The organism is Kribbella sp. NPDC023855 (genome assembly GCF_040639475.1).
Lineage (GTDB): Bacteria > Actinomycetota > Actinomycetes > Propionibacteriales > Kribbellaceae > Kribbella.
On record NZ_JBFAAA010000001.1, the window covers coordinates 511,004 to 533,544 of the forward strand.

Annotated in this window: 19 protein-coding genes; 14 read left to right on the plus strand and 5 right to left on the minus strand. The window is 68.4% G+C overall.

Annotated features, from left to right (window positions below):
* The first annotated feature begins 1 nt into the window (after window position 1).
* Both AB0F51_RS02315 and AB0F51_RS02320 read left to right on the plus strand, forming a co-directional pair.
* Window positions 2-1,294 carry a SidA/IucD/PvdA family monooxygenase gene (locus AB0F51_RS02315; protein ID WP_360272767.1) on the plus strand — a complete coding sequence of 431 codons (1,293 nt, stop codon included), beginning with the start codon at window positions 2-4 and terminating at the stop codon, window positions 1,292-1,294.
* A complete protein-coding gene (locus AB0F51_RS02320; protein ID WP_360272770.1) occupies window positions 1,291-3,033 on the plus strand; it encodes an IucA/IucC family protein in 1,743 nt (580 codons plus the stop codon). Before AB0F51_RS02315 ends, AB0F51_RS02320 begins: the two co-directional genes overlap by 4 nt.
* Window positions 3,034-3,036: 3 nt before the next feature.
* On the opposite strand, the gene AB0F51_RS02325 is transcribed toward AB0F51_RS02320, so the two are convergent.
* Window positions 3,037-5,121 carry a hypothetical protein gene (locus tag AB0F51_RS02325; protein ID WP_360272773.1) on the minus strand — a complete coding sequence of 695 codons (2,085 nt, stop codon included), beginning with the start codon at window positions 5,119-5,121 and terminating at the stop codon, window positions 3,037-3,039.
* Window positions 5,122-5,260: 139 nt separating this feature from the next.
* Between AB0F51_RS02325 and AB0F51_RS02330 the strand changes: the two genes are divergently transcribed.
* Together AB0F51_RS02330 and AB0F51_RS02335 are read left to right on the plus strand one after the other, a co-directional pair.
* Window positions 5,261-5,929, plus strand: coding sequence for a class I SAM-dependent methyltransferase (locus tag AB0F51_RS02330; RefSeq protein ID WP_360272775.1), 669 nt, complete (start codon window positions 5,261-5,263; stop codon window positions 5,927-5,929).
* A gap of 148 nt (window positions 5,930-6,077) precedes the next feature.
* A complete protein-coding gene (locus AB0F51_RS02335) occupies window positions 6,078-6,509 on the plus strand; it encodes a DUF805 domain-containing protein (protein WP_360272778.1) in 432 nt (143 codons plus the stop codon).
* 117 nt (window positions 6,510-6,626) lie between these two features.
* Here the strand turns inward: AB0F51_RS02335 and AB0F51_RS02340 are convergent, their stop codons facing one another.
* Both AB0F51_RS02340 and AB0F51_RS02345 read right to left on the minus strand, forming a co-directional pair.
* Window positions 6,627-8,036 (minus strand): metallopeptidase TldD-related protein, encoded by a 1,410-nt coding sequence (locus AB0F51_RS02340; RefSeq protein WP_360272781.1) that lies wholly within the window; start codon window positions 8,034-8,036, stop codon window positions 6,627-6,629.
* Window positions 8,033-9,550, minus strand: coding sequence for a TldD/PmbA family protein (locus AB0F51_RS02345; RefSeq protein ID WP_360272784.1), 1,518 nt, complete (start codon window positions 9,548-9,550; stop codon window positions 8,033-8,035). The genes AB0F51_RS02340 and AB0F51_RS02345 overlap by 4 nt, the downstream gene beginning before the upstream one ends.
* Before the next feature lie 92 nt (window positions 9,551-9,642).
* On the opposite strand from AB0F51_RS02345, the gene AB0F51_RS02350 reads away from it, so the two are divergent.
* The 8 genes from AB0F51_RS02350 to AB0F51_RS02385 all read left to right on the plus strand — a co-directional run bounded on the left by AB0F51_RS02350 (window position 9,643) and on the right by AB0F51_RS02385 (window position 17,403).
* Window positions 9,643-10,200, plus strand: coding sequence for a sigma-70 family RNA polymerase sigma factor (locus AB0F51_RS02350; RefSeq protein WP_360272787.1), 558 nt, complete (start codon window positions 9,643-9,645; stop codon window positions 10,198-10,200).
* A complete protein-coding gene (locus AB0F51_RS02355) occupies window positions 10,197-10,880 on the plus strand; it encodes a hypothetical protein (RefSeq protein ID WP_360272790.1) in 684 nt (227 codons plus the stop codon). The genes AB0F51_RS02350 and AB0F51_RS02355 overlap by 4 nt, the downstream gene beginning before the upstream one ends.
* Before the next feature lie 59 nt (window positions 10,881-10,939).
* A complete protein-coding gene (locus AB0F51_RS02360; RefSeq protein WP_360272793.1) occupies window positions 10,940-11,659 on the plus strand; it encodes a hypothetical protein in 720 nt (239 codons plus the stop codon).
* 139 nt (window positions 11,660-11,798) lie between these two features.
* Complete coding sequence (locus tag AB0F51_RS02365; RefSeq protein WP_360272796.1) at window positions 11,799-12,728, plus strand: ABC transporter permease; 930 nt, start codon at window positions 11,799-11,801, stop codon at window positions 12,726-12,728.
* Window positions 12,728-13,726 carry an ABC transporter permease gene (locus AB0F51_RS02370; RefSeq protein WP_360272798.1) on the plus strand — a complete coding sequence of 333 codons (999 nt, stop codon included), beginning with the start codon at window positions 12,728-12,730 and terminating at the stop codon, window positions 13,724-13,726. The genes AB0F51_RS02365 and AB0F51_RS02370 overlap by 1 nt, the downstream gene beginning before the upstream one ends.
* A complete protein-coding gene (locus tag AB0F51_RS02375) occupies window positions 13,719-14,720 on the plus strand; it encodes an ABC transporter ATP-binding protein (protein WP_360272801.1) in 1,002 nt (333 codons plus the stop codon). The genes AB0F51_RS02370 and AB0F51_RS02375 overlap by 8 nt, the downstream gene beginning before the upstream one ends.
* The gene (locus AB0F51_RS02380) at window positions 14,717-15,727 is read left to right on the plus strand and encodes an oligopeptide/dipeptide ABC transporter ATP-binding protein (protein ID WP_360272804.1); all 1,011 of its coding nucleotides are present in this window, start codon (window positions 14,717-14,719) and stop codon (window positions 15,725-15,727) included. Before AB0F51_RS02375 ends, AB0F51_RS02380 begins: the two co-directional genes overlap by 4 nt.
* Complete coding sequence (locus AB0F51_RS02385; RefSeq protein ID WP_360272807.1) at window positions 15,724-17,403, plus strand: ABC transporter substrate-binding protein; 1,680 nt, start codon at window positions 15,724-15,726, stop codon at window positions 17,401-17,403. Before AB0F51_RS02380 ends, AB0F51_RS02385 begins: the two co-directional genes overlap by 4 nt.
* A 15-nt stretch (window positions 17,404-17,418) precedes the next feature.
* On the opposite strand, the gene AB0F51_RS02390 is transcribed toward AB0F51_RS02385, so the two are convergent.
* Window positions 17,419-17,916, minus strand: a complete 498-nt coding sequence (locus AB0F51_RS02390; protein WP_360272810.1) for an HAD family acid phosphatase — start codon at window positions 17,914-17,916, stop codon at window positions 17,419-17,421.
* Between the two features lie 7 nt (window positions 17,917-17,923).
* Window positions 17,924-18,481: a GNAT family N-acetyltransferase gene (locus tag AB0F51_RS02395; RefSeq protein WP_360272813.1), complete on the minus strand. Its 558-nt coding sequence runs from the start codon at window positions 18,479-18,481 to the stop codon at window positions 17,924-17,926.
* Window positions 18,482-18,609: 128 nt separating this feature from the next.
* On the opposite strand from AB0F51_RS02395, the gene AB0F51_RS02400 reads away from it, so the two are divergent.
* Both AB0F51_RS02400 and AB0F51_RS02405 read left to right on the plus strand, forming a co-directional pair.
* Window positions 18,610-19,758, plus strand: a complete 1,149-nt coding sequence (locus AB0F51_RS02400) for a DNA repair exonuclease (protein WP_360272815.1) — start codon at window positions 18,610-18,612, stop codon at window positions 19,756-19,758.
* A complete protein-coding gene (locus tag AB0F51_RS02405) occupies window positions 19,755-22,529 on the plus strand; it encodes an AAA family ATPase (RefSeq protein ID WP_360272817.1) in 2,775 nt (924 codons plus the stop codon). Before AB0F51_RS02400 ends, AB0F51_RS02405 begins: the two co-directional genes overlap by 4 nt.
* Window positions 22,530-22,541: the final 12 nt, after the last annotated feature.

Consider the following 22,541-nt stretch of genomic DNA (forward strand, 5'->3'; position numbering starts at 1 on the left):
GATGACTACCGCCCCGTACGACGTGATCGCGATCGGCTGCGGGCCGTTCAACCTCGGCCTGGCCGCGTTGGCCAGTGGTGTCGACGACGTGAACCTGGCGGTGCTGGACGGCCGGCCCGAGTTCACCTGGCATCGCGGGCTCATGTTCGGCGACGCGATGTTGCAGGTGTCGTTCCTGGCCGACCTGGTCAGCTTGGTGGAGCCGGGGCACCCGCTGTCGTTCCTGTCGTACCTGCGGGACAACGACCGGCTGTACCAGTTCTACGTGCGGGAGAAGTTCCACCCGACCCGGCTGGAGTACGAGGCCTACCTGCGCTGGTGTGCTGCGCAACTGGACTCACTGCACTTCGGGCATCAGGTGACAGAGGTGGTGTTCGACGGTGACACCTTTGCGCTGACAGTGGAGCGTGCTGGATCCGTAGAGGTGTTCAGGGCTCGGCACCTGGTGCTGGGCGTGGGGACTGAGCCCGCAGTACCGGCTGCACTGGCCGACTTGCCGGAGGAGAGGTTCTTGCACTCTGCGGACTACCTCTTCCGCCGGGACGAGCTGATGCGAGCAGGGCGCGTGACAGTGGTCGGCTCGGGCCAGTCGGGCGCCGAGTGCGCGCTGGACCTCTTGCGTGCCAACGCAGCTGGTGGGCCGGCCGTGAGCTGGCTGACCCGCACCGCGGCGTACACGCCTCTGGACTACTCGAAGCTCGTGCTGGAGATGACGACGCCGTCGTACGTCGACTACTTCCATGCACTGGAGGAGCCGGTGCGCGACAAGCTCGTCAAGGACCAGTGGCGGCACTACAAGGGCATCTCCTCGGACACGTTGGAGGAGATCCACGACGTGCTGTACCAACGCGACCTCGGTACTGCGGCCGTGGCGCCTGTGGAGCTGCAGGTCGGGGTGGCAGTCGAGTCGGCGGTTGCTCGTGCGGATGGCATCGAGCTGACCATGCGGCACGCTGACAGCGGGCGGACCTTCCAACACGTGACAGACGCGGTGGTGGCCGCTACCGGCTACCGCAACCGGCCGCTGCCGTTCCTGTCAGCACTGGAACCGCTGGTGCACAAGGACGCGGCCGGGCGCTGGGTGGTCAACCGGGATCACAGTGTCGGTACGGAGGATCCCTTGACCGGCAGGCTGTTCGTCGCGAACGCGGACCTGCACAGCCACGGTGTAGCAGCACCCGACCTGGGCATCGGGGCGATCCGCAACGCCACCATCCTCAACAGCGTCGCCGGGCGCGAGATCTTCAGGCTGCCGAAGTCCACCGCGTTCACGACCTTCTCGGCACCCGCATGAGCTGGAAAGAGCGGTCCTCGGAACTGCTGGCCCGGCTGATCTCGCAGCTCTGCACGGAGGACCTGCTACAACCCGTTGATGATCGCCTTGAGCTTGGCCCGGCTACCTACACCTTCTCCGCAACGCGTGGCGCCTTCGGGAGCTACCAGGTTGTCCCCGGCTCGGTACGCCGTACCGCCACCGGCATTCTCGGCAACGACGAGAGTGAGGAGGCCACTGACCCAGTGCAGTTCCTGGTGGACGCCGCGGGCATCCTGGGCCTCGCCGGGTCCACAGTGGCCGGCTATGCGGCCGAGCTGTCGAGCACGCTCGCTGCCGACGTAAGGATGGCCTCTACTGCCGTGCCGAACGCAGACCTCCTAGGCCTGTCCCACACAGAGCTAGAGGGCCACCTGACCGGCCACCCGCTCCTGGTGGCCAACAAGGGCCGCCTAGGCTTCTCCGCCGCCGACAGCCTCCGCTACACCCCCGAAGCCCGTACTCCGCTCCGCCTGGTCTGGCTGGCCGTACGTCGTGGGCTGGCCGAGTTCCGAGGGACTCCCGAGCTGTCGGAGCATGCGGTGGTTGGTCGGGAGCTTTCGCCAGAAGCACTGGAGTCGTTCCGCTCACAACTGGTCGACCCGGACTCGTATGTGTGGCTGCCTTGTCATCCGTGGCAGCTCGACCACGTAGTACGGACGCAGTGGGCTCGTGAGTTGGCCACTGGCGAGATCGTGGTGCTGGGGGAGGGGCCCGACGACTACCTGCCCACGCAGTCGATCCGGACGATGGTGAACGTCTCGCAACTCCTGCGCTACCAGGTGAAGCTGCCACTGAAGATCCTCAACACCTCCGTGTACCGCGGCATCCCGGCCCACTGCACCCTGGCGGCCCCGATGGTGACCCAATGGCTACGGGGACTCTGGTATCGCGACGAGGTGTTCAACCGGTTGGGGACCGAGCTGCTCGGTGAGGTCGCGTCGGTGACTGTTCGCCACCCGCAGCTCTCGGAGGGCGTGCCGTACCAGTGGACCGAGACCCTCGGCTGCATCTGGCGAGACCCGCTGACGCCCCGCTTGCGGGCCGGCGAGACGGCTTGGCCGCTGGCCGCAGTACTGCACAGGGATGCAGCAGGCGAACCCTTGGTAGCTGCGCTCATCGCCGCGTCGACTGCTGATGCGACCACCTGGGTGGCCGAACTCATCGCCACTCTCGTCCGCCCACTGCTCCACCTGATGCACCACTACGGCATCACGGTGAACCCCCACGGCGAGAACCTCTCCATCATCTGCGGCCCCGAAGGCGTCCCCGCCCGCCTCGTCGTCAAGGACCTGGTCGACGACATCAACATCTCCACCACCCCCATCCCGGCCCGAGGCCCCGAACCCGACTCCCACGACCGAGTCCTCCCACGCAAGCCCTGGCACATCCTTCGCCAGTACCTCGTAGACGCCCTCTTCCTAGGCGTCCTCAACCCCCTGGCCGACATCCTCTCCGAAACCGACCTAGTCACCCCCGACACCCTCTGGGGCCTGCTCCGCGGCGAAATCGAGGCCTACGCCACCGCCCACCCAGAACACACCGACCGCCTGACCGCCACCGGCCTCCTAGACAAATCCTTCGCCCGCTACCCCCTGAACGGCTACCGCCTAACCCTCGGCTACACCGACCTAGACACCCGCCCACCCATCCCAGTAACCGGCCAAATGCCCAACCCCTTGTACGAAGTGCTTCCCATCAAGCCCCACCGTCCTTGGTGAAGGTCAGCGGAGGGCGGTTAGCCAGCGGGCGGCTTGTTTGGCGTTTTGGAGGCGGCGTTCGTAGGTGGCGCCTACGGTGAGGAGGATGAGGCCGGCGGTGGCGAGTGTGATCCAGCGGGGGATCAGTGGGGCCACGTCGAGGAACTGCCAGAGGGCGATCTTCTGGAGGATGCCGGCGCCGATGATGAAGGGGGCCTGGAGGGCGAAGCGGGTGCCGATCAGGATGATGGCTACGGCGGCTGCCACGACGAAGGTGGTGCGGAGGTAGTCGTCGTTGCTGTTGGCAATCAGTGCTGAGGGGACCAGGCCGAGTAGGAGGCCTGGGCCCAGGAAGATCCAGCTTGACTGGTCTCGCCAGCCGTAGATGCCGGCGGCGAGCATCACGGCTGCTGGTGGCAGGGTGAACCATTCGATGGTGGTCGCGCCGGCGCCCAGGGCGAAGGCGGTGTTGGCGACGGCGAGCAGGAGTACGGCCGTGAGGTGGGCCCGCCGGTGTGCGGGCCGCATGCCGTAGGCAACCAATGGGGCGGCGGTGATGGTGAGTGCGGCGCCGAAGAGGCTGCTGCTGCCTTCCAGCAGTGCGAAGACTCCGGCCAGCACGGCCGCTGCGGAGGCGCATGCGAGCAGCCAGCGCTCCAGCGGTGGGTCCGTGACCAGGCAGGCGATGGTGATGGACGCGGCGCCGACGAGGGCCAGCAGGATGCCGCCGGTCCAGAGGTTGAAGAGGCCGTCGTAGGTCATCAGCACGATCGCAAGCTGAGCCGCGACGCCGGCGGTGACCGAACCCGCCAGCCTGTTCATCCGCTGGCGCCAGACGGCGACGACGGCCAACGCGGCGGCGATCGCGGAGATCAGGCCGAGTTGGACGACGTCCGCGACGAGCAGGCAGAACAAGAGGTTGACCATGGCAACGACCCCGGCCGCGGTCCAGGCCACAGCAGCCCGTACGCCGGTCCGATTGGGCATCAGCAGGACGGTGAGCGTCAAGGCGGTGGCGAGGGCGGTGTCCAGCCAGCGGCCGGCAGTGGGGAGCTGCGGCAGACAGGCTGCCACCGCGAAGGCGGCGGCCGCAGTACAGGTGGATTCGCCGAGAGCCGGTGGTAGGGCGCGGGGGAGTGGGACCGTGCGGAGTAGGAAGATGCCGGTGGCTCCGGCTAGGACGACGACGAGGGTGGTGAAGAGGACCGGGGAGAGTGCGGTCAGGGAGCCGTCGAAGAAGTCGCCGAAATCTGCGCGGGCCTGGGGTGAGTAGTGGGCAGCGAGGCTGAGGTAGATGCGGGCGGTGCCGGTGATCAACAGGGCCCAGAAGACCAGGGCTGCGCAGATGGTGCCGGTGAGGTGGACGACCTTCGTTCCCGCGGCGGACCAGTAGACGGTGATGGTCACCTGGAGGAGCAGGCCGAACAGGAAGAGGGCCAGGCCGGTCTGCCCGGCCAGGATGAAGGGCAGCGCGAACTGGCCGATGATGATGGTGGCGACACCGTACGTGACGACGGTGGGTGCGATGCGTGACATCAGAAGGTTGGCTGCGGCAACTAGTGCGGCGGCGAGGCCGATGTAGGCGAGGCCGTCGACGGCCTTGGCGGGGTCGAGGCCCAGTGCGTGGGCGCCGTACAGGTCGACGGCTAGTAGGCCGGTGCCGAGGATGGCGAGGGCTTCGGCTGTGCCGGCCAGTTTGTGGCGGGATGCCGGGACGGAACCGGCTAGGGCTAGGGCGGCCAGGGTGGCGATGATCGAGGCCTGGACCGGGATGGAGAGGCTGTCCCAGGTGACGGCGAGGAAGGTGACGCCGGCGGCTAGCAGGAGCAGTACACCGAGGCTGAGAAGGGTTGCCTGGGGGCTCAGGCGCCTGCGTGGCTGCTTGGGTTTCGGCGGTGCCGGTTGGCGCAGAGAGCTTTGGTATGTAGGCGGTGCTGCGCGCGTGGGTCTTGGGGCTGCTGTAGCAGGTCGTGGCGGTGTGGGCGGAGGCGCTGCGGGTTGCGGTGGTGTGGGTTGTGGGAGGGGGTTAGGGGGTGGGGGTAGGTGGACGTCTAGGTGGAGGGGGGTTTGGCAGGCGGGGCACTTGAAGGGGGTGGGGTGGGCGTTCATTTGGCGTCCTCCTCGATGGTCAAGCTCACTATCGCCAGGTGGAACGGGTGCACGCTTGAGTACGTCTACTCAATTCGTCGCGTAGGCTGCTGCGGGTCTGCCGGTTGATCAGAGCGGCGAGGCGAACACGGGGAGCAAGATGAAGACTGGATACGTGGAGCTCGCGAGGGCTCAGCAAGAGCGGTGGCAGGCGGCGTACGCACAGGATCCGAGCCTGCATGGCGCGGCACCATCGGCGGCCGCCCGCTGGACGGCCAAGCTGTTCGGTGCCGCAGGCATCGATGATGTCCTGGAGCTCGGCGCCGGGCAGGGACGCGACGCGTTCTACCTTGCCAGGCAGGGCTTCAGCGTCCACGCCACCGACTTCAGCGAGGCGGCTCTCGACCGGCTCCGCCTCGAAGCGCAGCGCGAGGGACTGGACGACCGCGTCACCGCGGCGCTGCACGACGTCCGCGATCCGCTGCCACCGGCCGACGCGACGGTCGGCGCGGTGTACGCCAACGTCGTCCTGAACATGGCTTTCTCGCGGGCCGAACTACGGGCCCTGGTCAACGAGATTCGCCGGGTACTCCGGCCGGGTGGGCTGTTTGTCTACACGGTGTGGTCGACCGATGACAGCCGTTTCGGCAGCTGCCAGGAAATCGGCGACGGTCTGTACGCCAAGGACGGATTCGCCGGCCGGTTCTTCGACCTCGCCCTGGTGCACGAACTGGCCGACCGCTGGGAGCTCGGCGGCGCCGACGCGTACACCGAGGACGGCCGCAGCCTCTGGCGAGTCACCCAGGCAAAACCCGCACCCACAACCTGAATCCGACCTAAAGCCAACTCTAGCTGCGGCGCGCCGTGTTGCGGTGTGGTCACCAAAGCGAAATGTTGCATTGACGAACCCGGTGTGTTCCGACAGGCTCGGTCCGCGTCTCACCTTCAAGCTATGGAGTCACCTCATGCATTGGTTTATGGACCCTCTCAAGAAGTACGCGCAGTTCAGTGGCCGGGCGCGGCGTAAAGAGTTCTGGATGTTCGTGCTGTTCAGCTGGATCATCAGCATGGTGATCGGCATCGTCGACCGGATTCTCGGTACGACGAACAGCACCGGCAACGGGCTGCTCGGCACGATCTTCAGCCTCGCCATCCTGATCCCGTCGCTGGCGGTCGCCGCCCGGCGTCTGCACGACACCAACCGTTCCGCGCTGTGGCTGTTGCTGATCTTCGCCATCGTGATCGGCTGGATCGTCCTCATCGTGTTCTACGCGCAGGAGGGCAACGCCGGCGACAACCAGTACGGCCCCGACCCGAAGGCCGCCGAGCGGTTCGGCGCCATGGGTGGCCACGGCGAGCCGGGCTACCCGGGGTACCCGCCGGCGCCGCAGGGCGGCCCGCAGGGCTGATCGACACCTGCTGATCCGCGAACCTGGTTGAGAGACGCCGGCTCGCGAGTCGTCTGGGTTTACAAAGGCCCGGCATCCCGTACTACGGGGTGCCGGGCCTTCGTGTTGGGCAAAAGGTCAGGAAGCCTGGCTGACGCTGGACATGTTGAAGTCGGGCACCAGCAGCGGCGGGGTCGCAGTACGGGAGAAGTCGTCGCCCCACTCGCGGGAGAACGACGGGACCGTGGCGCCGGCCGCCGTGAAGCGGGCCAGCAGGTCGACCGGGCTCTCGTTGAACCGGAAGTTGTTCACCGCACCCGTGACCTCGCCACCCTCGACCAGGTAGACCCCGTCGCGGGTCAGGCCGGTCAGCAGCAGGGTCTGCGGGTCGACCACGCGGATGTACCACAGACAGGTGAGCAGGAGGCCGTGGTCCAGCCCGGCGACCAGGTCGTCCGTCGTACCGGTGGCGCCGTCGACGGAGAGCACGTAGTTGTCGATCGACGGGGTCACCGCGGGCGCGCCGGTCAGGTCGGCGGTGAAGCGGCTCTGCATCAGGTTCTCGAGCTTGCCGCCGCGGATCCAGTCGGTCGCGCTGAGGGTCAGGCCGTTGTCGAAGACGCTCGACGAGCCGCCTGACGATCTCGCCACGGCGAACGGGAAGGTCTCCAGCCCGGACAGGTTCGGGTCGGAGCGCAGTCCGATCGGATGCGGAGACAGGACGTCACCGATCCGGGTCCCGCCGGAAGGCTTGGAGAAGACGCTGCGGCCTTCGTACGCGTCGCGGCCCTCGAGACGCCAGTACAGGAAGGTGACCAGGTCGGCGACCGCGGCAGGCGGGAGCACTGTCGGGTGCCGGCTTGCGTCGACCGAGACCGTCCGGCCGGCCCAGCCGAGCCGGCGGTTGAGCTCGGTGTCGATCGCCAACGGGTCGATGTCGCTGAAGTCGCGAGTGGCCGCACCGACCCAGGCCGACTGGCTCAGGTCGCCGGACTTGCCCGTTGCCGAGACGAAGCCGCGCGGCAGGCTCTGGCGCAACCGGAGTCCGGTGGACGACCCGACGTACAGGGTGACGACCTCGTGGTCGGCGAAGCCGTAGAGCCAGCGGTTCTCCTGGCCGGCCTTGCGGAGTGCCTCGCCGAGTGCGGGGGCGAAGTCGCCGTACACGTTGACGGAGGTCTCGTCCGGCTCTGCATCCCAGTCCGGGCTGACAGTGCCATCTACCAGCGGTCGTGCGTCCTCCGCGGGGCTGGACTCGCGTGCTGCCGCTACAGCCGCGGACACGAGCTCTCCGAGGCTGGAGTCGGTCGTAGACGAACGCCCGACCACGCCGGCCGCAGTACCCTCGCCTGCGCCGACAGTGGCGATCACGGTCACCGTGGAGCCGCGCATGGCGCCGTTGGTGGTCAGGGTGTTGTTGGCCCAGCGCAGGTTGGCACTGGAGGTCTCAGCGACCAGTACTACGCACCCCGACGCCCCTGCGGCAGCGGCCAGGTCCAGGCCGCGCTCGATGGTGTCCTGCGGGCTGAGCTGAATGGCGGTCGTCACCGGCCGGCCTCCTGCGTGGTGTTGAGAATGCGGACGTCACGGAACAGTGCGGACGGGCAACCGTGGCTGACCGCGCCACTCTGGCCGGGCTGGGCCTTGCCGCAGTTGAGGGCGCCGTGCAGCTCGTACGTCTGGGGGCCGCCGACTGCTTCCATGGAGCCCCAGAAGTCGGTCGTGGTCGCCTGGTAGGCGACATCGCGCAACTGCCCGGCCAGCTTGCCGTCGGTGATCTTGTAGAACCGCTGCCCGGTGAACTGGAAGTTGTACCGCTGCATGTCGATCGACCAGGACTTGTCGCCGACGATGTAGATCCCGTTCTTCACCCGGCTGATCAGCTCCTCGGTCGAAGGGCCGTCCGGCGCGGGCTGCAGGGACACGTTGGCCATCCGCTGGATGGGGATGTGCCCGGCGGAGTCGGCGTACGCGCAGCCGTTGGAGCGGGGTGTGCCGAGCAGGTCCTCGTTCACCTTCGCCATCCGGCGGTCGACCTGGTAGCCGACCAGGATGCCGTCCCTGACCAGGTCCCACTGCTGCCCGGCGACACCCTCGTCGTCGTACCCGACAGTGGACAGGCCGTGCTCCGCAGTGCGGTCGCCGGTGACGTGCATGATGGGGGAGCCGTACTGCAGGTTGCCCAGCTTGTCGATGGTGGCGAAGCTCGTACCGGCGTAGTTGGCCTCGTACCCGAGTGCGCGGTCCAGCTCGGTGGCGTGGCCGATCGACTCGTGGATGGTGAGCCACAGGTTGCTCGGGTCGATCACCAGGTCGTAGGTCCCGGCCTCGACGCTCGGAGCGCTCATCTTCTCGGCCAGCCAGCCGGGGATCTTGGCCAGCTCCTCATCCCAGTTCCAGCCGGTACCGGTCATGTACTCCCAGCCGCGACCGACCGGAGGCGCAGTACTGGCCATGGAGTCGAACCGGCCGGTCTCGGTGTCCACGGCGATCGCCTGGAGCTCCGGGCCCAGCCGGACGCGCTGCTGCGTGGTGGAGGTGCCTTCGGAGTTCGCGTAGAACTTGCACTCGTGTACCAAGGCGACGTGGGCGGTCACGTGCGAGACACCATCCGCCTGGAGCAGCCGGTTGCTGTAGTCGGTGAGGAGCGCGACCTTCTCCCCTCGCGGCACGGTGAAGGGGTCGACCTCGTACGACGAGATCCAGCTGACGTCGTCGTACACCGGCTCGTCCGCGAGCTCGATCGGCTCGGAGTTGATCGGCCGCGACACCTGAGCCAGGTGGACCGCCTGCTCGGCGACGCGGACCGCCTCGTCGGTGGTCAACGCGACACCGGCGGCGAATCCCCAGGTGCCGTCGTGGATCACCCGGACGGCGAGCCCGAGATCCTCGTCGTCACTGGCACTCTCCAGCACGGCATCCCGGAGCGTGATCGACTCCGACCGGATGCGCTCGAGCCGGAACTCGGCGAAAGTGGCCCCGAGATCCTTGGCCCGCTGCAAGGCAGCACCGGCAAGTTCGTGACGGGGAAGGTCTAGGAAGGAAGCATCGACTTCTGGCACAACCTCGACCTTATGACAGCCGACGCCGACACCCCAGACGATTTGATGGAACCAGAAGGATGTCCGAGGTGTAGAGACAGTGCGGGGATCGGATGGGAGGCGTAATCAGCGCAGGGGATGAGGCGGCGGTTCTGGCTCGGGTGCGGGGTGGGGAGACTGCCGCGTACGGCGAGCTGGTGGTGCTGCACGCCCCGGTGGCGAAGCGGGCCGCTGTTTTCCTGGGTGCCGGTGCGGATGCCGACGACGTCGTCCAGGAGTCGTTCGTCAAGGCGTACCGGGCGCTGGACACCTTCCGTGAGGGGGCGGCCTTCCGGCCGTGGCTGTTGCGGATCGTGGCCAACGAGACGCGCAACGTCCTGCGATCGCGAGGTCGCCGGGCGCGTCGGGAAGAGTCGGCGGTGCTGCACGACGCAGTGCTCGATCCGGCCGACCAGGCCTTGTCCAATGAGCGGAGAGCCGAGCTGCTGGCCGCAGTACAGGCGCTACCCGACCAGTACCGGCTGGTGGTGACCTGTCGCTATCTGCTGGAGCTGGATGAGCAGGAGACGGCCACTGTGCTGGGTTGGCCGCGGGGCACGGTCAAGTCGCGGTTGCATCGGGCGTTGGGGCGCTTGCGGGCGCAGTTGCCGGACAAGGAGGTGCAGCGATGAGCTCGTTGGAAGACGAACTCCGCGCACTCGGCCGCAGCGCTGTCGTTCCACCTGTCGCCGACGGGCTGGCCGCGGCGGTGCTCGAGCGAGTTGCGGAGCCTCCTGTACGCCGTACCTTCGTCGCGACCGTCAAGGAGAAGTGGCGCGCGTTGCTGGCGCTCGTGGCTCTGCTGTTGGCCGGTGCTCTGGTTGCGCCGCCAGTGCGAGCTGCAGTGGCGGAGTGGCTCAACATCGGGGGAGTGGGGGCCGTGCAGGTCCCCAGTGGACCGTCCAGCGCACCTGCTCCGCCGACGGTGGCTGGGCACATGACGTTGGCAGAGGCGTCGAAGGTTGCCGGCTTCACGCCGGTCGTCCCGGCTGCGCTGGGAACACCGACGGCGATAGAGGCCAAACCTGGTTTCGTAGCCATGAGTTGGCGGTCGGGCGGCGTACGGCTGGAGCAGTTCCAGGCGGAGCCGTCGCCGATGTACCTGAAGAAGTACTACTCGGAGCTGGAGTACCTGCCGGCCGCCGACGCGTTCTGGTTCAGTACGCCCCATGAACTCGTGCTGCTGAAGACCACCGGTGACGAGCAGCGAGTCAGGGTCGCCGGGCCGACGCTCGTCTGGGTGCGGGACGGTGTGACGTTCCGCCTCGAAGGCGTGCCGGACAAGGCGCGAGCGGTCGCTTTGACCAGGTGAAGCGGAACCAGCCAGCGGGCGGCGGTGTACCAGGGGCAGTCGAATGACAGGAGACCGCCATGAGGCGATGGGTACGCCGTACCGTCTTGCTGATCGTGCTGGGAATCGTCGGGGTGGGCGTGATGCCGGCTCATGCCGGCGGGCCGACCAGTGTGCTGCTGAGCGCGTCGGACGTGGGCAAAGTGGTTGCCACCGGCTACCAGGACAAGGCCTACGAGGAACTGCGACGTCTGCTCGACACTCAAGCGGCAGGGGAAGCCGGGCCACACGACATCGGGCCGGCCATCCGGGCGACCTGGCTCATCCACGACGTGACGCCGTGGCGGACCGACGTGATCTATCCGGATGCGCCGGGTGGACCGTGGATCTCGACTGTCCTGGATCTGGACAGCGCCGACGGGCTGACTGGCGCGAGGTTCTGGCACCGCGCCGCCGACTCCGTCCAGCTGATCAAGCTGCTGGTCTCACTCGATCTGCTCCACGGCAAACCAGCGAACGGCCGCCAGCCGACCACCGCACCAGCGACCACTGCACCGCCGACCACCGCACCAGCGACCACTGAGCCAGCGACCACTGAGCCGGGGGCCACCGCGCCGGTCGTCCCGGAGCCGGACGGGGCGGCCGCCGGCGACACGCCGGTCACCGCGCTGAAGATCGAGGAGAAGCCCCTGCTCGGATGGCGCTGGTCGATCCCCGGCTTCCTGCTGGGCGCAGCCGCCGCCTACCTGGCACTTCGCTACCTCCCCCGCCGCAACTGGCAACTGATCGACGAGGAGTAACTGCCTGGGAACAGCACCCCCGGGCAAACCCTTGTGCGTGGACTGACATTCTCATCATTCAAGATGTGGGCTGATGGTGGGAGACTCTGGCCTACCGTCGTTCGGCTGGCGTCTCAGTCCATCGTTGTCAGGAGTGCACGTGAGTTCCTCGGTCCCTGCGGCCGTCTCGCCGACCCGTCAGGCTCTGCGTCGCGTCCGGCGGGACCGGAGCGCGCGGGTGGGAGCTTGGCTGGTGTTCGCGCTGGTCCTGGTGGCGGCAGCAGCGCCCTTGCTGGTCAGGCTGGCCGGTCAGGATGCCTATACCTACAACATCAACCTGCTCGACCCTGCCCGCGGCAACGCGCCGCAGGGGGTGGCCGGTGGGGTCAGCGCCGACCACTGGTTCGGGGTCGAGCCGCTGACCGGCCGGGACCTGTTCTCGATCGTCGTCCTCGGTCTTCGCACGTCGCTGTTCATCGCCGCCGTGTGCACGGTGGTGACCACGGTGATCGGCACCCTGGTCGGGATCAGCGCGGCGTACTTCGGTGGCTGGTACGACGCGGTCGTGTCGCGGCTGCTGGACTTCCTGTTCGGCTTCCCGCAGCTCGTCTTCATGATTGCCTTGGGCATCATTGTGCCGGCCAGCTTCCCGCGCTGGTTGCTGCTGATCCTGGTGATCAGCGTGTTCGGCTGGGCCGGTCTGGCCCGGCTGATCCGCAACCAGGCCAGGTCGCTGGTCACCCGCGAGTTCGTCGAAGCCGCCCGCAGCGTCGGCTCCAGCGGCTGGCACGTGATCGCCCGCGAGCTGCTGCCCAACCTGCTCGGCCCGGTGCTCGTGGTCGCCACCATGGCCATCCCGGGCTTCATCGGGCTGGAGGCTGCTCTGTCGTTCCTGGGCGTCGGAGTTCCACCGCCGACACCGAGTCTCGGGCGGTCGATCTCGGACTCCATCGCCTGGGTCTATACCGGCGCTGACCCGTGGTTCTTGTTGTTCCCGGGCGCGATGCTGTTCCTCGCGGTTCTCGGCTTCACCTTGCTGGGCGACGGAGTACGGGATGCGTTCGACGTGCGGCTGCGGAGGGCGAACTGATGCCTGACCTCGTCTGGTTCCTGATCCGCCGGCTGTTCGCGACCTTGCTGGTGCTGCTCGCGCTCAGCTTCGCGGTCTACCTGATCTTCTACGCGCTGCCGGCCGATCCCGCCCGGCTCGCCTGCGGCAAACCCTGTACTCCGGACCGGTTGGAGCAGGCGCGGCACTTCATGCAACTCGACCAGAGCACGATCCAGCAGTACTTCGCGTTCCTGCGCGGTATCGTCGCCGGCCGGACCTACGGCGACGGCGCCGCGGCCGTGCAGTGCAACGCCCCCTGCTTCGGGTACTCGTTCCCGCTGGCCCGGCCGGTCACCACGCTGATTCTCGACCGGCTGCCGATCACCGCGTCGATCGCGCTCGGCGCCGCGGTGATCTGGCTCGTGGTCGGTGTCTCACTCGGCATCGGTGCCGCCCTCAAGCGTGGCAGGCTCTTCGACCGGCTGGCCGTCGGTGCGGCGCTGGTCGGCGTCGCGTCGCCGGCGTTCCTGGTCGGGCTGCTGGCCATCCTGGTCTTCGGGTTCTGGCTCAACATGGTGCCGGTCAACGGCTACGTCCCGTTCTCGGAGAGTCCGGTCGACTGGGCCTGGCACCTGATCACGCCCTGGCTGGTGCTCGCGGCGATCTCGTCCGCGTCGTACATCCGGCTGACCAGGGCGCAGATGCTGGAGGAGATGAACCTCGACCACGTCACGACCGCGCGGGCCAAGGGGGCGGGCGAGCGGCGGGTGGTCCTGGTTCACGGCCTGCGCGGGGTGCTGGTCCCGATCGTGACGATCTTCGGGCTCGACCTCGGCAGTCTGCTCGGCGGGGCGATCGTGACCGAGAAGGTGTTCAGCATGCAGGGACTCGGCGAACTGCTGATCAGCGGTGTCGGCCAGCTCGACGTCGCGGTCGTGGTCGGTGTGACGTTGTTCGCGGCGTTCCTGGTGATCATGGCGAATCTGCTGGTTGACCTGCTGCACGGCGTACTGGACCCGAGGGTGACCCATGGCTGACAAACCCGTCCTCGAGGTGCACGACCTGCACGTCACCTTCCGGACCGAAGGCGGCCTGGTCCCGGCGGTGGCCGGGATCGACTTCGCGGTCGCGCCGGGCAAGACGCTGGCGATCGTCGGCGAGTCCGGTTCGGGCAAGAGTGTCTCGTCGGCCGCGGTGATGGGTCTGTTGCCCAGCAACGCCGATGTCCGGGGTGAGGTGTTGCTGGCCGGCCGTGAGCTGGTCGGTCTGCCCGGCGAGGACCTGCGCAAGATCCGCGGTAACGACATCGCGCTGGTCTTCCAGGACGCACTCTCCGCGCTCAATCCGTACTACACCGTGGGCTGGCAGGTCGCCGAGGCGTACCGGTTGCACCACGACGTCTCCAAGAAGGAAGCCTTCCAGCGTGCCGTCCGGATGCTCGACCTGGTCGGCATCCCCGCGGCGGCCCGCAGGGCGAAGGACTACCCCCATGAGTTCTCCGGGGGAATGCGGCAGCGGGTCGTGATTGCTATGGCTTTGGTGAACGACCCGAAGGTCCTGATCGCGGACGAGCCGACGACTGCCCTGGACGTGACTGTCCAGGCGCAGATCATGCGGCTGCTCGAGGACGTCCAGACGGAGTTCGGGACCGCGCTGGTGCTGATCTCGCACGACCTCGGAGTGGTCGCGGAGGTGGCGGACGACGTACTGGTCATGTACGCCGGTCGTGCGGCCGAGCGTGGTTCGGTGAAGGACCTGTTCTACCGGGCGGCCCATCCCTACAGTCTCGGGTTGCTCGGCGCGATGCCGCGGGTCGACGTACCGCCGCGGCACCGGCTGACCACGATTCCGGGCAGTCCGCCGTCGCCCGGATCGGTCGAGACCGGCTGCCCGTTCCAGCCGCGCTGCGCGTACACCGAGCGGGTGGGGGAGCGTTGCATCACCGAGCGCCCCGAACTCACGCCGAGACCCGGCGAAGGCAACCACGAAGCCGCCTGCCATCTGGGCCGCCGGCCGGAGGTCGCGCCATGACCGACGAACTTCTGCGTCTGGACGGTGTGAAGAAGTACTTCGGCATCGGCGGTGTGCCCTGGCGCGCCTCGCAGTCGGTGAAGGCGGTCGATGGCGTCGATTTCGTCGTACGCCGAGGCGAAACGGTCGGCCTCGTCGGCGAATCGGGCTCCGGCAAGTCCACGCTGGCCAGACTCTCGACCCGACTCCTCGACCCGACAGCCGGCAAGGTGATGATCGGCGGCCAGGACGTCACCAAGGTGCGCGGTCGCAGGCTCCGGCCGGTGCGTCGCAAGATCCAGATGGTCTTCCAGGATCCACAGGCCTCGCTCAACCCGCGTCAGTCGGTCGGCACGATCCTCACCACGCCGTTCCGGGCGCAGGGCATCCGGCCGACCCGCGCGCAGCTGGTCGAGCTCCTCACCCAGGTCGGCCTGTCCGCGGAACACCTGGAGCGGTACCCGCACGAGTTCTCCGGTGGTCAGCGTCAGCGGATCGGGATCGCGAGAGCCCTTGCGGTGAAGCCCGATCTGCTGGTCTGCGACGAGCCGGTGTCCGCGCTCGACGTCTCGGTCCAGGCGCAGGTCCTCAACCTGCTGGCCGATCTGCGCGACGAGCTCGGCCTGTCCTACGTACTGGTCGCTCACGACCTGGCCGTGGTTCGGCAGGTGGCCGACCGGCTCGCGGTGATGTACCTCGGCACGATCGTGGAGGAAGGCCCGGCTGCCGAGGTCTACTCGTCGCCGGCTCATCCCTACACGCGCGCGCTGCTGTCCGCAGTACCGGTGCCGGAGCCGGGTGCGGTGCGCGACCGGATCGTGTTGACCGGTGATGTGCCGACGCCGATCGACCCGCCGTCCGGCTGCCCGTTCCGGACCCGGTGTTACAAGGCCGAGGACGTCTGTGCGACGAAGCCGGTGCTGGAGCCCGTGGGCGGCGGCACCGACCACAAGGCCGCCTGCTACTTCCCGGAACCGCCTGCCTCCCTGGAACTCTCGAGCCCCCCACTGTCTGAGAGGACACTATGAAACGCATTACCCGAGCGGTCGCCGTCGTGGCCTCGCTGGCTTTGGCGGTCACCGCTTGCAACGCCAATGACAAGACCGCTCCCAGCGGTGGCGGTACCGCGGCCGCCGAGCAGGGCGGCACGCTCCAGATCCTCACCACCAGCAAGGAGATCAGCTTCGACCCGGCCAAGAGCCAGAACCTCGGGACGAGCTCGATCCACCTGATCCTGCGCGGCCTGACCTCGTGGAAGACCTCGCCCGACAAGGCGGCCGAGCTGGTTCCCGACCTCGCCACCGACACCGGCCAGGTCAGCGACGGTGGCAAGACCTGGACCTACAAGCTGAAGCCGGGCCTCAAGTACGCCGACGGTTCGCCGATCGTTGCCGCCGACATCAAGTACGGCATCGAGCGCTCCTTCGCTCCCGAGCTGAGTGGCGGCCTCGGGTACCACAAGTCGCTGCTCGTCGGCGGCGACAAGTACACCGGTCCCTACAAGGGTGGCTCCCTCGCCTCGGTCGAGACGCCCGACGACACGACCGTCGTCTTCAAGCTCAACAAGCCGTTCGGTGACTGGCCCTGGATCGTCAGCATGCCCGCGTTCTCGCCGGTCCCGAAGAAGGCCGACACCGACCCGGCGCACTACGGCGAGAAGCCCGTTGCCAGCGGCCCCTACCAGGTGAAGTCGTACGCGCCCGGCGCGAAGCTCGAACTGGAGCGCAACCCGTCCTGGGACAAGGCGTCCGACCCGGCCCGGACCGGCCTGCCGGACTCGATCGTGTTCACCATGGGCCTGCAGGCCGATGTGGTCAACCAGCGGCTGATCGCGGACTCCGGTGACGACAAGTTCGCCGCCACCACCGGTACGTCGGTCCCGGCCGCGCTGATCCCGACCGTGTCGGGCAACCCGGCGGTCAAGGCGCGCGTCGCCACCTCGCCGTCCGGCGCGCTGCAGTACCTGGCGATGAACAACAAGCGCCCCGCCCTGTCGAACCCGGCCGTTCGCAAGGCGATCCAGTACGCCGTCGACAAGCAGGCCGTCCAGGTCGCCGAGGGCGGCCCGGAGTTCGGCGGAGAGATCGCCACCACGCTGATCACCCCTGGTATGGAGGGCTACAGCAAGTACGACCAGTACGAGGCTCCGCCGGCCGGTGACCCGGAGAAGGCGAAGTCCCTGCTGGCCGCGGCCGGCGTCAGCAACCTGAGCCTGGTCCTGGCGGTCGACACCGACCAGCCCACCGGCTCGGCGGTCGCGCAGGCGATCCAGCAGGGCCTCAAGCGGGCCGGGATCACCGTCGTCCTCAAGCCGCTCGGCAACGAGCCGTGGACCGAACTGGTCACCGGCGCCAAGGGTGACTACGACCTGGCCGTCTCGAGCTGGCTGCCGGACTTCCCGAGCGCACTCGGCAACATCCAGCCGCTGTTCGCGACCTCGGAGATCGGCAACGGCGGGTACAACATGTCCCGCTACTCCAACCCGGCCGTCGACACCGCGATCGCCGCGGCGACGGCCGAGCAGGATCGGGCCAAGGCCGCCGGGATGTGGGCCGCGCTGGACAAGCAGATCATGGCCGACGCGCCGCTGGTCCCGCTCATCTACGCGCGCAACGCGTTCCTGCACGGCTCGAAGGTGCAGAACTTCTACCTGCCCGCCTACCCGCCGTACCCGAACACGCTGATCATGGGCCTCAGCAAGTAACCGGCAACAGATAGCTCAGGTGCGGCCTTCCTTCTCCTGAGCTTCGAAGAGGGCCGGCTGGGTCTCGGCATCGAGTCCCCAGTCGGCCCTCATCACCGCATAACCGGCTTTCTCGGCCGCAGCGCAGACCTTCAAGTCGTCATCGACCAGTACTGCGACCCGCCGCTGCTGCGCGAGCGTCCTGAGCCGGGCCAGCTTCATCACCACTGACGGGCGCCGGTCGTTGTTGCCGCGCATCAGCAGCTTGCCCTCGGGGAAGCCGTTGTCCTCGAACCACTTCACCGTGTCCCGCCGCAGCCGCTCGGGCCGGCCGGTCAGGTAGACGATCTCGTGGTCCGCGGCCAGCGTCGTCGCCACCGCGAGACCATCCTCCAGCACGGCATCGTCCTTGGCGTGTGCGAAGAACGAGTCCCAGTCCTTCGGCTTGCGATTCAGGAACTTGATCCGCTTGCTGGTGTCGGACAGCGTCGCGTCGATGTCCAGTACGGCGTACGGGCGTTGGTCGTCAGGCACCCCGGCATCATCTCAGGGCGGCGGCCGCCCAGGTACCGCGGTCGAGCGCGTACTCGACCTCGCCGTACTCCGTGCCGGGCAGCGGGTCGTCGAAGTGCTCGTGGAAGACCCGGACGAACCGTAGCCCCGACTTGACCATCACCCGCCGGGACTTCGTGTTGACCGCCATCGTGTCGGCGATCACCCGCGCCATCCCGAGCTCGCCGAACGCCTTGTCGATCAGCGCGCGGGTGCCCTCGGTCGCATAACCCTGACCCCAGGCCGACCGGTTCAGCCGGTACCCGACGTCGACGGTGCCCGCCTCACCGGTCGGCTTCAGCCCGAACCAGCCGAGGAACTTCCCGCTCGACTTCTCGTGCGCGGCGAAGGTGCCGAGATCGGGGTGTGTCGCGTACTGCGCGAGGATCTCGGGCAGCACTTTCTGCTCGATCTCGTCCCGCGGCGTCGGCTCACCGGTGATGTACCGCATCACCTCGGGATCGGAGTCGAGCGCCACCAGCAGTTCGGCATCCCCGGCCGTGAACCGCCGCAGCACCAGCCGCTCCGTCTCGAGATAGGTGTCCATGCAGTGATCCTCGCGGCCCGCCGGAGCGGCTTCAACCCGATTTCGGTGTTCGGATGGCGGGCAGTCGGGGGGTTGTGGGTGTGTTGATTGGGCGCAGCCGAGTGGGGCGGGTTAGCGTTCTCAACGCGATGAACGACTCGATCACCTTTCTGCACAGCTCGGACTGGCAGCTGGGCATGATGCGCCGGTTCCTGGGGCCGGACGGTCAGGCTCGGTGGGCTCAGGCGCGGCTGGACGCCGTCATGCGGATCGGGGACGTCGCCAAGGACTCCGGCGCGGCCTTCGTGGTCGTCACCGGGGACGTGTTCGAGCACAACCAGGTCGAGCGGCAGACCATTCTGCGGGCCTGCGAGGCGCTGAAGCGGATCGAGGTACCGGTGGTGCTGCTGCCGGGGAACCACGACGCGCTCGAGCCCGGCTCGCTCTGGTCGTCGGCGCAGTGGTCCGGCCACGCGCCGGATCACGTGATCGTCGTGACCGACAGCAGGCCGTTCGAGATCGTGCCGGGCGTCGAGATCGTCGGCGCGCCCTGGCGCTCACGCCGCCCGGTCTCGGACCCGGCCGCTCCCGGGTACGCCGAGCTGAAACCCGCGCCCGCCGGCACGACGCGAATCTTGCTCGCGCACGGGCAGCTGACCAGCCTCAGCGGCGGGATGTCCGACGTACCGACCATTGATCAGGCAGCTCTCGAAGCAGCCGTTGCCGATGGGCGGCTGCACTATGTCGGTCTGGGGGATCGGCACTCGACCACCGAGGTGACCGAGCGGATCTGGTTCTCCGGGACGCAAGAGGTCACCGCGCCCGAGGAGACGCACCCGGGCAACGTGCTGAAGGTGACGCTGGGGCCGGCCAAGGCCAAGTTGCCCGCGACGATCGAGGTCGAGCCGATCCGGGTCGGCGCCTGGCACATGGTCGAGCACCACGCCGAGCTGTACGACGAGGAGTCACTGACCGCGCTGGAGGACTTCTTCGCCGAGCTGCCGGAGAAGGAGCGGACCTACGTCCGGCTCGCCGCCGACGGGTCGCTGCCGTTGCCGCTGCTGAGCCGGCTGGACGCGATGGTCGACGCGCAGGGCGAGGTGTTCGCCAGTGTCGAGCGGTGGGCGAAGTTCTGGACGGTCCGGCCGGCTCCCGACGCGGCGGACCTGGACGCGTTGCAGTTGAGCGGTCCCGCGCGGGCCGCGATGGAGGAGTTGCGGCAGGCGCTGGCCGGTGGCGACGAGGGTGCCGGTGCGGCGCTCACGTTGATGCACAGACTGGCCCGGGACGCGGGATGAGGCTTCACAGCCTGACGCTGCGGAACTTCCGTGGCGTCAAGGACCGTACGGTCGATCTCCCTGCAATCGGTACCACAGTCATCGTCGGCGACAACGAGGTCGGCAAGTCGAGCCTGGTCGAGGCGTTCGCGCTGGTCTTCGACTTCCCCGACGACTCCAAGTCGACCCGGATCCGCGACATCCAGCCGGTCGGCCAGGACGTCGCGCCCGAGGTGACCGTCGAGCTGACGCTGGGCGGGTGCGAGCTGACCTACACCAAGCGCTGGCTGAAGAACCGCTCCACCGAGTTGTCGGTCGTCGATCCGGCCGGCCGGCGGCAGACCTGGACCGGGCGCGAGGCGCACAACGAGGCCGAGCGGCTGTTCGCCGAGAATGTCGATCCGGTGTTGTGGCAGACGTTGATGGTCGGCCAGGGCCAGTCGCTGGTCCTGCCGACCCCGGCCGACGCCGAGCCACTGATCACCGCGGTGACCGCGGAATCCGGTACGCCGGTCGACGGCGCCTCGATGCCGTTGGTCAGCGCCGTGGAGCACGAGTACCTGCGCTACTGGACCCGCGGTGGCCGCCCGACCGGCGACTTCGCCAAGTCGGCGAAGCACGTCGCGGACGCCGAGCTCGCCGCCGAGCAGGCGCTCAAGGCGATGGACGAGGTGGTCGCCGACATCCGCCGCGCCGAGCGGCTCGCCCTCGACTTGGCCGATCTGTCCGCCCGGCTGGACCAGCACCTGCTGACCGTCGAGGAGTTGCGCGAACGGAAGAAGGCGACCGACGAGATCCTGCTCCGCCGCGACTCGATCCGGAGCCGCGCCGAGACTGCCCGCGCCCGGCTGGAGAACCACACCCGCACCAGGCTCGAGCGCGAGCGTCTGCTGGCCGAGGTCGAGCGGTTTACCAAGGCCGACGGCGACCTGGCCGAGCGGTGGAAGGAAGCCGACCAGGTCGCGCGGAAGGCGGCGGAGACCGTGCACGCGGCCGAGGCCGCGCTCGCGGAGGTCTTCGAGCTCCGGGACGAGCGGCGGGCCGAAGTCCAGGATGTGGAGCGGCTGGTCTCGTCGCTGATGGATCGCGCCGAGCTCGATCGGTTGCTCGGTCAGCAGGCCGAGCTGGTCGAGGTGCGCGGCCGGATCGCGGCAGCGGGGGCGGTGCTCGACGCGATTCTGGTCGACGACGAGCTCGTCAGCGCGCTGGAAGACACTCGCGCGAAGGTCGTCGAGGCTCGCGCCGCGCTGGCGGCCGGCGTACCGGAGGTGTCGGTACGGCGGCTTGGTGGCGAGGCTGTCGAGTTGTCGGGGACCGGGTTGGATGCCGGGTCCGGGCGCAAGGTGCCGTCGTCGCTGGATGAGGACGGCTCGGCGGAGTTGCTGGTGTCGGGCGAGCTGGTGGTCGGCGTACCGGGGCTGGTCGAGGTCAAGGTTCGTGCCGGTGGTGAGGCGGCGACGTTACGGGCAGCCGTGGACGAGGCGGTCCGGCGCGAGAAGGAGCTGCTGAAGAAGGCTCGGGTCAAGGATCTGCCGGCCGCGCGGGAGTTGCTGCGCAAGGCCGATCTGGCTTCGGCGGAGTTGCAGGAGGCCCGGCGTACCGAGCGGTCGTTGACGTCCGGCGGTGACCCGGCGGAGCGGATCGCCGTACTGACCTCGCGGCTCGGGTTTGTCGAGGGCGAGCCGGCCGAGGAGCCGCCGGCCAAGCAGGCCGCGGTCGAGGACGTCCCGGGGCAGATGTCGCTGTTCGAGCAGTTCGAACCCGACGAGAACGCTTTCGACTTCGCGGAGCTCGAGATCCCCGAGCCGATGGATGTCGGTGAGCTCGCGGTCGCGCAGCGACGGCTGGAGAACGCGCGGACCGGGCTGGCCGAGGCGGAGCGGTTGCTGGCGGACGCGGAGTTCGCGGCGGCTCAGGCGCGGAAGGCGGCTGACGAGGATCGGTCGGAGGCGCAGCAGGCGCGGGCGCGTTCCGAGTTGGCCGGGGAGCGGTTGGCCGCTGCGGTCGAGGCGTTGGAAGCCGCGCGGTCGGTGCTGGCCGACGACCAGGTTGACGCCGCTGAGGTTGAGGCGACGGCTGAGGTTGAGGCGGTGCTGGAGGAGCTGACCGCAGTACAGGAGCAGGTCGACGCTGCCGGAGCCGATCAGGTCGCGGGGGAGTTGGCCGATGCGCTGGCGGTCGCGACCCGGCTGCAGGGCGAGCGCGACGTACTGCGCGACTCGCTGCGGACGACCGAGGGACGGTTGGAGCAGTCCGGCCGGGACGGGCTGGCGACTCGGCGCGACGCGGCCGAGCTGGAGCTGGCCGCGATCCGTTCCGAGCACGAGAGCCTGAAGCGTCGCGCGGACGCGGCTCGCCGGGTCTACGAGACCCTTGGCCGGCATCGCGCGGAGGCGCAGACGAAGTACTCGGAGCCGTTGCAGAGCAGGATCGAGGCGCTCGGCCGCAGCGTCTACGGCCCGTCGTTCCGGGTCTGGCTGGACGACGACCTGGCCGTCGCCGAACGCGAACTCGACGGTGCCCGGCTCCGCGTCGACGCCCTCTCGACCGGCGCCCAGGAGCAACTCGCGATCATCACCCGGCTGGCGATCAGCCACTTGGTCAGCACCGGCGAAGGCAGCGTCCCGGTCATCTTCGACGACGCCCTCGGCTGGTCCGACAAGGCCCGCCTCCGCGACATGGGCGCCCTCCTCGGCCGCGCCGGCGACCACGGCCAGGTCATCATCCTCACCTGCATGCCCGACCGCTACGAATACGTCCCCCGAGCCACCTTCCTCAAACTCGAGTCCTGATCGGCTTGACCT

Coding starts and splice junctions, on each gene's coding strand:
- AB0F51_RS02385 (WP_360272807.1), top strand. CDS start 15,724: ATGAAACGCATTACCCGAGCGGTCGCCGTCGTGGCCTCGCTGGCTTTG.
- AB0F51_RS02325 (WP_360272773.1), bottom strand. CDS start 5,121: ATGAACGCCCACCCCACCCCCTTCAAGTGCCCCGCCTGCCAAACCCCC.
- AB0F51_RS02375 (WP_360272801.1), top strand. CDS start 13,719: ATGGCTGACAAACCCGTCCTCGAGGTGCACGACCTGCACGTCACCTTC.
- AB0F51_RS02395 (WP_360272813.1), bottom strand. CDS start 18,481: ATGGACACCTATCTCGAGACGGAGCGGCTGGTGCTGCGGCGGTTCACG.
- AB0F51_RS02400 (WP_360272815.1), top strand. CDS start 18,610: ATGAACGACTCGATCACCTTTCTGCACAGCTCGGACTGGCAGCTGGGC.
- AB0F51_RS02370 (WP_360272798.1), top strand. CDS start 12,728: ATGCCTGACCTCGTCTGGTTCCTGATCCGCCGGCTGTTCGCGACCTTG.
- AB0F51_RS02330 (WP_360272775.1), top strand. CDS start 5,261: ATGAAGACTGGATACGTGGAGCTCGCGAGGGCTCAGCAAGAGCGGTGG.
- AB0F51_RS02350 (WP_360272787.1), top strand. CDS start 9,643: ATGGGAGGCGTAATCAGCGCAGGGGATGAGGCGGCGGTTCTGGCTCGG.
- AB0F51_RS02360 (WP_360272793.1), top strand. CDS start 10,940: ATGAGGCGATGGGTACGCCGTACCGTCTTGCTGATCGTGCTGGGAATC.
- AB0F51_RS02405 (WP_360272817.1), top strand. CDS start 19,755: ATGAGGCTTCACAGCCTGACGCTGCGGAACTTCCGTGGCGTCAAGGAC.
- AB0F51_RS02335 (WP_360272778.1), top strand. CDS start 6,078: ATGGACCCTCTCAAGAAGTACGCGCAGTTCAGTGGCCGGGCGCGGCGT.
- AB0F51_RS02315 (WP_360272767.1), top strand. CDS start 2: ATGACTACCGCCCCGTACGACGTGATCGCGATCGGCTGCGGGCCGTTC.
- AB0F51_RS02320 (WP_360272770.1), top strand. CDS start 1,291: ATGAGCTGGAAAGAGCGGTCCTCGGAACTGCTGGCCCGGCTGATCTCG.
- AB0F51_RS02355 (WP_360272790.1), top strand. CDS start 10,197: ATGAGCTCGTTGGAAGACGAACTCCGCGCACTCGGCCGCAGCGCTGTC.
- AB0F51_RS02380 (WP_360272804.1), top strand. CDS start 14,717: ATGACCGACGAACTTCTGCGTCTGGACGGTGTGAAGAAGTACTTCGGC.